The sequence below is a fragment of the Methylobacterium sp. WL120 genome, from assembly GCF_008039465.1.
Lineage (GTDB): Bacteria > Pseudomonadota > Alphaproteobacteria > Rhizobiales > Beijerinckiaceae > Methylobacterium > Methylobacterium cerastii.
This window is the reverse complement of the sequence record NZ_VRUT01000199.1, coordinates 1-6,913: the sequence shown is the minus strand read 5'-3', so window position 1 is coordinate 6,913 and position 6,913 is coordinate 1. Positions and strand designations below refer to the sequence as shown.

General features: G+C 67.3%; 8 protein-coding genes. 7 read left to right on the top strand and 1 reads right to left on the bottom strand.

Translation table 11 applies throughout. The features are described 5' to 3' along the window. Together FV229_RS23905 and recA are read left to right on the top strand one after the other, a co-directional pair. A partial coding sequence (locus tag FV229_RS23905; protein ID WP_246688317.1) for a response regulator occupies window positions 1-529 on the top strand: 529 nt, incomplete at its 5' end. A gap of 136 nt (window positions 530-665) precedes the next feature. After that, the gene (gene recA, locus FV229_RS23900; protein WP_147754337.1) at window positions 666-1,760 is read left to right on the top strand and encodes a recombinase RecA; all 1,095 of its coding nucleotides are present in this window, start codon (window positions 666-668) and stop codon (window positions 1,758-1,760) included. A gap of 114 nt (window positions 1,761-1,874) precedes the next feature. On the opposite strand, the gene FV229_RS23895 is transcribed toward recA, so the two are convergent. After that, window positions 1,875-2,276 carry a hypothetical protein gene (locus tag FV229_RS23895; RefSeq protein WP_147754338.1) on the bottom strand — a complete coding sequence of 134 codons (402 nt, stop codon included), beginning with the start codon at window positions 2,274-2,276 and terminating at the stop codon, window positions 1,875-1,877. Between the two features lie 218 nt (window positions 2,277-2,494). Here FV229_RS23895 and FV229_RS23890 point away from each other — a divergent pair, with 218 nt between their 5' ends. The 5 genes from FV229_RS23890 to FV229_RS23870 form a co-directional block, all read left to right on the top strand. Further along, complete coding sequence (locus FV229_RS23890) at window positions 2,495-3,178, top strand: DUF805 domain-containing protein (RefSeq protein WP_147754336.1); 684 nt, start codon at window positions 2,495-2,497, stop codon at window positions 3,176-3,178. 376 nt (window positions 3,179-3,554) lie between these two features. Then, window positions 3,555-3,926: a 30S ribosomal protein S12 gene (gene rpsL, locus FV229_RS23885; protein WP_066927123.1), complete on the top strand. Its 372-nt coding sequence runs from the start codon at window positions 3,555-3,557 to the stop codon at window positions 3,924-3,926. A 143-nt stretch (window positions 3,927-4,069) separates the two neighbouring features. Beyond that, on the top strand, window positions 4,070-4,540 hold the full coding sequence (rpsG, locus tag FV229_RS23880; RefSeq protein ID WP_147728202.1) for a 30S ribosomal protein S7: 471 nt from the start codon (window positions 4,070-4,072) through the stop codon (window positions 4,538-4,540). 31 nt (window positions 4,541-4,571) lie between these two features. Beyond that, the gene (fusA, locus tag FV229_RS23875; RefSeq protein WP_147754335.1) at window positions 4,572-6,647 is read left to right on the top strand and encodes an elongation factor G; all 2,076 of its coding nucleotides are present in this window, start codon (window positions 4,572-4,574) and stop codon (window positions 6,645-6,647) included. Between the two features lie 94 nt (window positions 6,648-6,741). Continuing rightward, the coding region (locus FV229_RS23870) for a GTP-binding protein (protein WP_246688262.1) at window positions 6,742-6,913 on the top strand (172 nt) is incomplete at its 3' end.

Sequence of the window (6,913 nt, the reverse complement as noted above, 5' to 3'; positions counted from 1 at the left end):
GCCCGAGCCGGCGCCGGCGCTGCCGCCGGCCGCGGCCGACGCGTCCGTTTCTGCGGCCGGCGCGCAGCCGGGGGGCGAGAACTTCGTCCTCGTCGGCGATCCGCCGGCGGCACCCGCTCCGAAGACGCCTCCGCGAAAGCCCTCGGCCGACCATACCGGGCAGGGGGTGATTCTCCTCGTCGAGGACGAGGATCCGGTCCGCGCCGTCAACAGCCGCGCGCTCTCGGCCCGCGGCTACACCGTGCTCGAGGCCGCCTCCGGCATCGACGCGCTCCACATCGTGCGCGAGGGCGGCCATCAGATCGACCTCGTCGTCTCCGACGTGGTGATGCCGGAGATGGACGGCCCGACCCTGCTGCGCGAGATTCGCAAGCACCTGCCGGAGCTCAAGGTGATCTTCGTCTCGGGCTACGCCGAGGACGCGTTCCGCAAGAACCTGCCCGAGGGCGAGACCTTCAACTTCCTGCCCAAGCCCTTCAGCCTCAAGCAGCTCGTCGAGACGGTGAAGGCGACGATGGCCGAGCCGTAAGGCGGCGGGCAGGCGCGGAAATGACTCCTTATGGGGGCGATTCCACCCTTGCTGGATAAGAACAAAACAGGTACATCAAATGCAGGTTCCGGCGCATTGAGATGCGCGCCCAACCCCTGCATAAGGATGCCGAACGATGGCTCAGGCCGCACTGAAAGTGGTGGAAACCCCCGGCATGGTGGACAAGGACAAGGCGAAGGCGATCGACGCCGCGCTGTCCCAGATCGAGCGGGCCTTCGGCAAGGGCTCGATCATGCGGCTCGGCAAGAACGACAAGATCGCGGAGGTCGAGACCGTCTCGACCGGCTCGCTCGGCCTCGACATCGCGCTCGGCGTCGGCGGCCTGCCGCGGGGCCGCGTCATCGAGATCTACGGGCCGGAATCCTCGGGCAAGACCACGCTCGCGCTCCACACCATCGCCGAGGCCCAGAAGACGGGCGGCGTCTGCGCCTTCGTCGACGCCGAGCACGCCCTCGATCCGATCTATGCGCGCAAGCTCGGCGTCCAGCTCGACGACCTGCTGATCTCGCAGCCCGATACCGGAGAGCAGGCGCTCGAAATCACCGATACGCTGGTGCGCTCCGGCGCCATCGACGTGCTCGTGGTCGACTCGGTGGCGGCACTGACGCCCCGCGCCGAGATCGAGGGCGAGATGGGCGACAGCCAGCCCGGCCTCCAGGCGCGCCTGATGAGCCAGGCCCTGCGCAAGCTCACCGGCTCGATCTCGCGCTCGAAGTGCATGGTGATCTTCATCAACCAGATCCGGATGAAGATCGGCGTGATGTACGGCAGCCCGGAGACGACCACCGGCGGCAACGCGCTGAAGTTCTACGCCTCGGTCCGCCTCGACATCCGCCGCATCTCGACCCTGAAGGATCGCGACGAGGCGATCGGCAACCAGGTCCGCGTCAAGGTCGTCAAGAACAAGGTCGCGCCGCCGTTCAAGCAGGTCGAGTTCGACATCATGTTCGGCGAGGGCGTGTCGAAGGTCGGCGAGCTGATCGACCTCGGCGTCAAGGCCGGCATCGTCGAGAAGTCCGGCGCCTGGTTCTCCTACAACAGCCAGCGCCTCGGCCAGGGGCGCGAGAACTCGAAGGGGTTTCTGCGCGACAACCCCGAGATCGCCGGCAAGATCGAGGCGTCGATCCGGCAGAATTCCGGGCTCGTCGCCGAGAAGATCCTCGAGAACGCCAAGCCGACCGAGGACGAGCTCGACGAGGGCGAGGCGTAAGTCCCGCGCCTCCTCGAATCAGCTACCTAAAACGAAGAAGCGCGCCGGCCCGAGAGGGCGGCGCGCTTCCTCATGTCAGGGCCCACGAATCGAAAAGCGCGGGCTGAGTAAATCTCAGGCCGAAAAACCCGTCGGCTCGAACAGAAAATCGTCAACGGTCGGGATGCTGACCGAAAGCCCGGCATAGGCCGGCTTCGACAGGCGCCACGGCCGCTCGGCGCGGGCGCGGATCGCCTCGGAGGGGCGCAGGCGGCGCAGCGAGCCCTCCGGCTCGACCTCCTCCACGGTGAGGAACCCGTAGACCTGCAGGCGGGACGCGATGAGCTTGGTCTCGCGGTCGCCCGCGGCCACCGTAAGCGTCCCCGTGGCGTAGACCGCATCCATCAGCGCGCGCTGCTCGGACCGGCGCCGGGCCTGCCCCTCGCGCACCCCGCCCTCGTACGGCAGAGGCCGGCCCGCGGCGGCGATCCGCCGGAAGGGGACGACGTTCTCGGCCGCACTCGAAACGCTACCCATACGCATCACCCTGACCGTCGACATCGCGAACCGCCGGGGGCGCAGCGCGCCGCCCCGACGAAGCGGAGAATTCGACCAATCGCTTTAATCTTCCGTGAGCGATGTCGGCCCGCATCCGGCACGACCTGCCCCGATCCGGCACGCCTCGCCAGGATTGACGGGCCGCCCCGCACGGGGAACACAGCACCGCATCGGGCGGAGACGAGGATTTCGGGGCGATGCGGGGACGCGTTCTGGCGGTTGCGGAAGCCTCGGCCCCGGGCCTCGTCGCGGGCGACGACGGACGCCGCTACGCCTACGGCCTGACCGACCTGCGCAGCGCCGCCCCGCGCGCCGGCGAGGCGGTCGACTTCCAGGTCGAGCCCGGATCGGGCGATTCGGCCCGGCCGATCGGAACGGCGCGCGACCTGTACCTGATTCCCGGCGTCGTGCCGGCCTTCCCGGAGGCTCCGACGCACCCGGTGGCGCTCCACGGAGCAGCCAGACCGGACTGGACGCGCTTCTATCTCAGCCCGAACGGACGCGTCGCCCTCGGCGACTACTGGCTCTACGGCTTCCTCGTCCTGTTCGCCCTCAACCTGCTGCTGGGCTGGATCCCGGTCTTCGGCCAGATCGCTTCGCTCGTCGCAGCCTGGGCTGGCATCGCGCTCGCGACCAAGAGGTGCCACGACGTGAACCGCAGCGGCTGGTGGAGCTGGCTGCCGATCGTTCCGCTCGTAGCGGGGTTGGCGGCGGTTCCCCTGGCGCTGTCGAACGCCGGAGACGCCGCCGTTGCGGTCGTCGTGGTCAGCAGCCTACTCGCCCTGATCGCCGGCGCATGGCTGTTCTTCGCCGTCCTGATCCGCCAGGGCGACCCGGGCGACAATCGCTTCGGCCCGCCGCCGCCCCGCATAAAACCTTAACCTCTCGTCGGAGGCGAGATTATCGGCCGGAAACCATTGACCCACCCGGCGATGGAGGCTAGAAGCGCGCCACTTCGAACGGCCCGGGGGCTGCTGACGAGGCTGGGCGACAAGCCCGACCGACCGTCGACGACGCGCCGAACCACCGTCGAAGGCTCACATCGCCTGACGTCCTCGTCAGATCAGTAGGTACGAGCGCGCCTGCCTCAACAGGGGTGCTCCTCTGCCGACAGCGCGCCAAGGGTCCTCACCGACCCCTGGCGAATATTCGTTTTGCGGATCCCCCTTCGGGGGCATTCGTGGGCGGCTCCGCAGGGAGCCACGTTACGTCGCACGGGATCGCGCAGCGCCGCGATCCGGAGGAAGAGGGCACCAGATGCCGACGATCAACCAGCTGATCGCGCAGCCGCGGAAGATCCAGCGGAGCCGCAACAAGGTGCCGGCGCTCAACGCCTGCCCGCAGAAGCGCGGCGTCTGCACCCGCGTCTACACGACGACCCCGAAGAAGCCGAACTCGGCGCTCCGCAAGGTCGCCAAGGTCCGCCTCACCAACGGCTTCGAGGTGATCGGCTACATCCCCGGCGAAGGCCACAACCTTCAGGAGCACTCGGTCGTCATGATCCGTGGCGGCCGCGTGAAGGACCTTCCGGGCGTGCGCTACCACATTCTGCGCGGCGTGCTCGACACGCAGGGCGTCAAGAACCGCAAGCAGCGCCGCTCCAAGTACGGCGCCAAGCGTCCGAAGTAAGCACGACCCGCCCGGACGTTTGGTCTGGGCGGATATCACGGCATTCCACTGCCTCGTAAGGATGTCGCCGGTGCTCCGAAGGGAGTTGCTCAAGGCGGCCTGCGCGGGGTGCTTAGACCCTTTGTCGTTCGAAAGAACCCGCCATGTCCCGTCGCCATTCCGCCGAAAAGCGTGAGATCATCCCGGACCCGAAGTACGGGGACATCGTGCTCACCAAGTTCATGAATTCGATCATGTACGAGGGCAAGAAGTCGGTCGCCGAGCGGATCGTCTACGGCGCCTTCGAGATCGTCGAGAACCGCGCCCGCGCCAACCCGATCGAGGTGTTCCGCGCCGCGCTCGAGAACGTCGCACCGATGATCGAGGTGCGCTCCCGCCGCGTCGGCGGCGCGACCTACCAGGTTCCCGTCGAGGTCCGCACCGAGCGCCGTCAGGCGCTGGCGATCCGCTGGCTGATCCAGGCCGCCCGCGGCCGCAACGACCGCACCATGGTCGAGCGCCTGTCGGCCGAATTCCTCGATGCCGCGAACAATCGCGGCAACGCCGTCAAGAAGCGGGAAGACACGCACCGGATGGCTGAAGCCAACCGCGCCTTCTCGCACTACCGCTGGTAAGCGGCCCGACGCCCCTTTCGGAGAGATCCCGATGCCCCGCACCCACGCGATCGAGGACTACCGCAACTTCGGCATCATGGCCCACATTGATGCCGGCAAGACCACGACAACCGAGCGGATCCTCTACTACACCGGCAAGTCCCATAAGATCGGCGAGGTCCATGAGGGCGCCGCCACTATGGACTGGATGGAGCAGGAGCAGGAGCGCGGCATCACGATCACGTCCGCCGCGACGACGTGCTTCTGGCGCGAGAAGCGCCTGAACATCATCGACACGCCCGGACACGTCGACTTCACCATCGAGGTGGAGCGCTCGCTCCGCGTGCTCGACGGCGCGGTGTGCGTGCTCGACGGCAACCAGGGCGTCGAGCCCCAGACCGAGACCGTCTGGCGCCAGGCCGACAAGTACGACGTGCCGCGCGTCGTGTTCGTCAACAAGATGGACAAGATCGGCGCCGACTTCTTCAAGTGCGTGGCCGACATCATCACGCGCGTCGCGGGCAAGCCGGTCTGCCTGCAGCTGCCGATCGGCGCCGAGAGCACCTTCCGCGGTGTGATCGACCTGATCAAGATGAAGGCGATCGTCTGGTCGGGCGAGGCGCTCGGCGCCAACTACGACGAGGAAGAGATCCCGGCCGACCTCAAGGATCAGGCGGTCGAGTATCGCACCAAGATGATCGAAGCCTGCGTCGAACTCGACGACGAGGCGATGACCGCCTACCTCGACGGCGTCGAGCCGAGCGAAGAGACCCTTCGCATGCTCGTCCGCCGCGCCGTGCAGCTGCGCGCCTTCCACCCGGTGCTCTGCGGCTCGGCCTTCAAGAACAAGGGCGTGCAGCCCCTGCTCGACGCGGTCGTCGACTACCTGCCGTCTCCCGCCGACCGCGGCGAGATCAAGGGCCTCGACTTCAAGACCGAGGAAGAGATCGTCCGTCATCCGACCGACAGCGATCCCTTCTCGATGCTCGCCTTCAAGATCATGGACGACCCGCATGTCGGGACGATCACGTTCTGCCGCGTGTACTCGGGCAAGATCGAGTCGGGCGCCAACGTGCTCAACTCCTCGCGCGACAAGAAGGAGCGCGTCGGCCGCATGCTCCTGATGCACGCCAACAACCGTGAGGACGTCAAGGAGGCCTTCGCCGGCGACATCGTCGCCCTCGCCGGCCTCAAGGACACCCGCACCGGCGACACGCTGTCGGACCCGGTCAAGGTCGTGATCCTCGAGAAGATGGAGTTCCCCGAGCCCGTCATCGAGATCGCGGTCGAGCCGAAGTCGAAGGCGGACCAGGAAAAGCTCGGCATCGCGCTCGCCAAACTCGCGGCCGAGGACCCGTCCTTCCGCGTCTCCACCGACCAGGAGTCGGGCCAGACCATCCTTCGCGGGATGGGCGAACTCCACCTCGATATCAAGGTCGACATCCTGCGCCGCACCTACAAGGTCGACGCGAACATCGGTCAGCCGCAGGTGGCGTACCGCGAGAAGCTGACCCGCCGGACCGAGATCGACTACACCCACAAGAAGCAGACCGGTGGTACCGGCCAGTTCGCGCGGGTGAAGTTCGTGGTCGAGCCGAACGAGCCCGGCAAGGGCTTCGAGTTCGCCTCGAAGGTGATCGGCGGCGCGGTGCCGAAGGAGTACATCCCGGGCGTCGAGAAGGGCCTCAACTCGGTCCTCGGCGCCGGCATCCTCGCCGGCTTCCCGGTGGTCGACATCAAGGTGGAGCTGATCGACGGCGCCTACCACGACGTGGACTCCTCGGCGCTGGCCTTCGAGATCGCGTCCCGCGCGGCTCTCCGCGAGGCGCTGCAGAAGGGCGGCTCCGTGCTGCTCGAGCCGGTGATGAAGGTCGAGGTCGTCTCGCCGGAAGAGTATACCGGCTCGGTGATCGGCGACCTCAACTCCCGCCGCGGCCAGATCCAGGGCCAGGACATGCGCGGCAACGCGAACGTCATCAACGCGATGGTGCCGCTCGCCAACATGTTCGGCTACGTGAACCAGCTGCGCTCCTTCTCGCAGGGCCGCGCCAACTTCACGATGCAGTTCGACCACTACGAGGAAGTGCCGCGCGGCGAAGCCGACAAGGTCATCGCCAAGTACGCCTAGCTCCAGAACGCGTAAGCCGATCCTCGACATCCCATCCGCGACGCCGGCCTGACCGCAGGCCCGGCGCGCACCACTCACCGAACCGGAGGCTACCATGGCCAAAGAGAAGTTTGCCCGCACGAAGCCGCACTGCAACATTGGCACGATCGGTCACGTCGACCACGGCAAGACGTCGCTGACGGCGGCGATCACGAAGGTCCTGGCGGAGTCCGGCGGGGCGACGTTCACGGCCTACGACCAGATCGACAAGGCACCCGAGGAGAAGG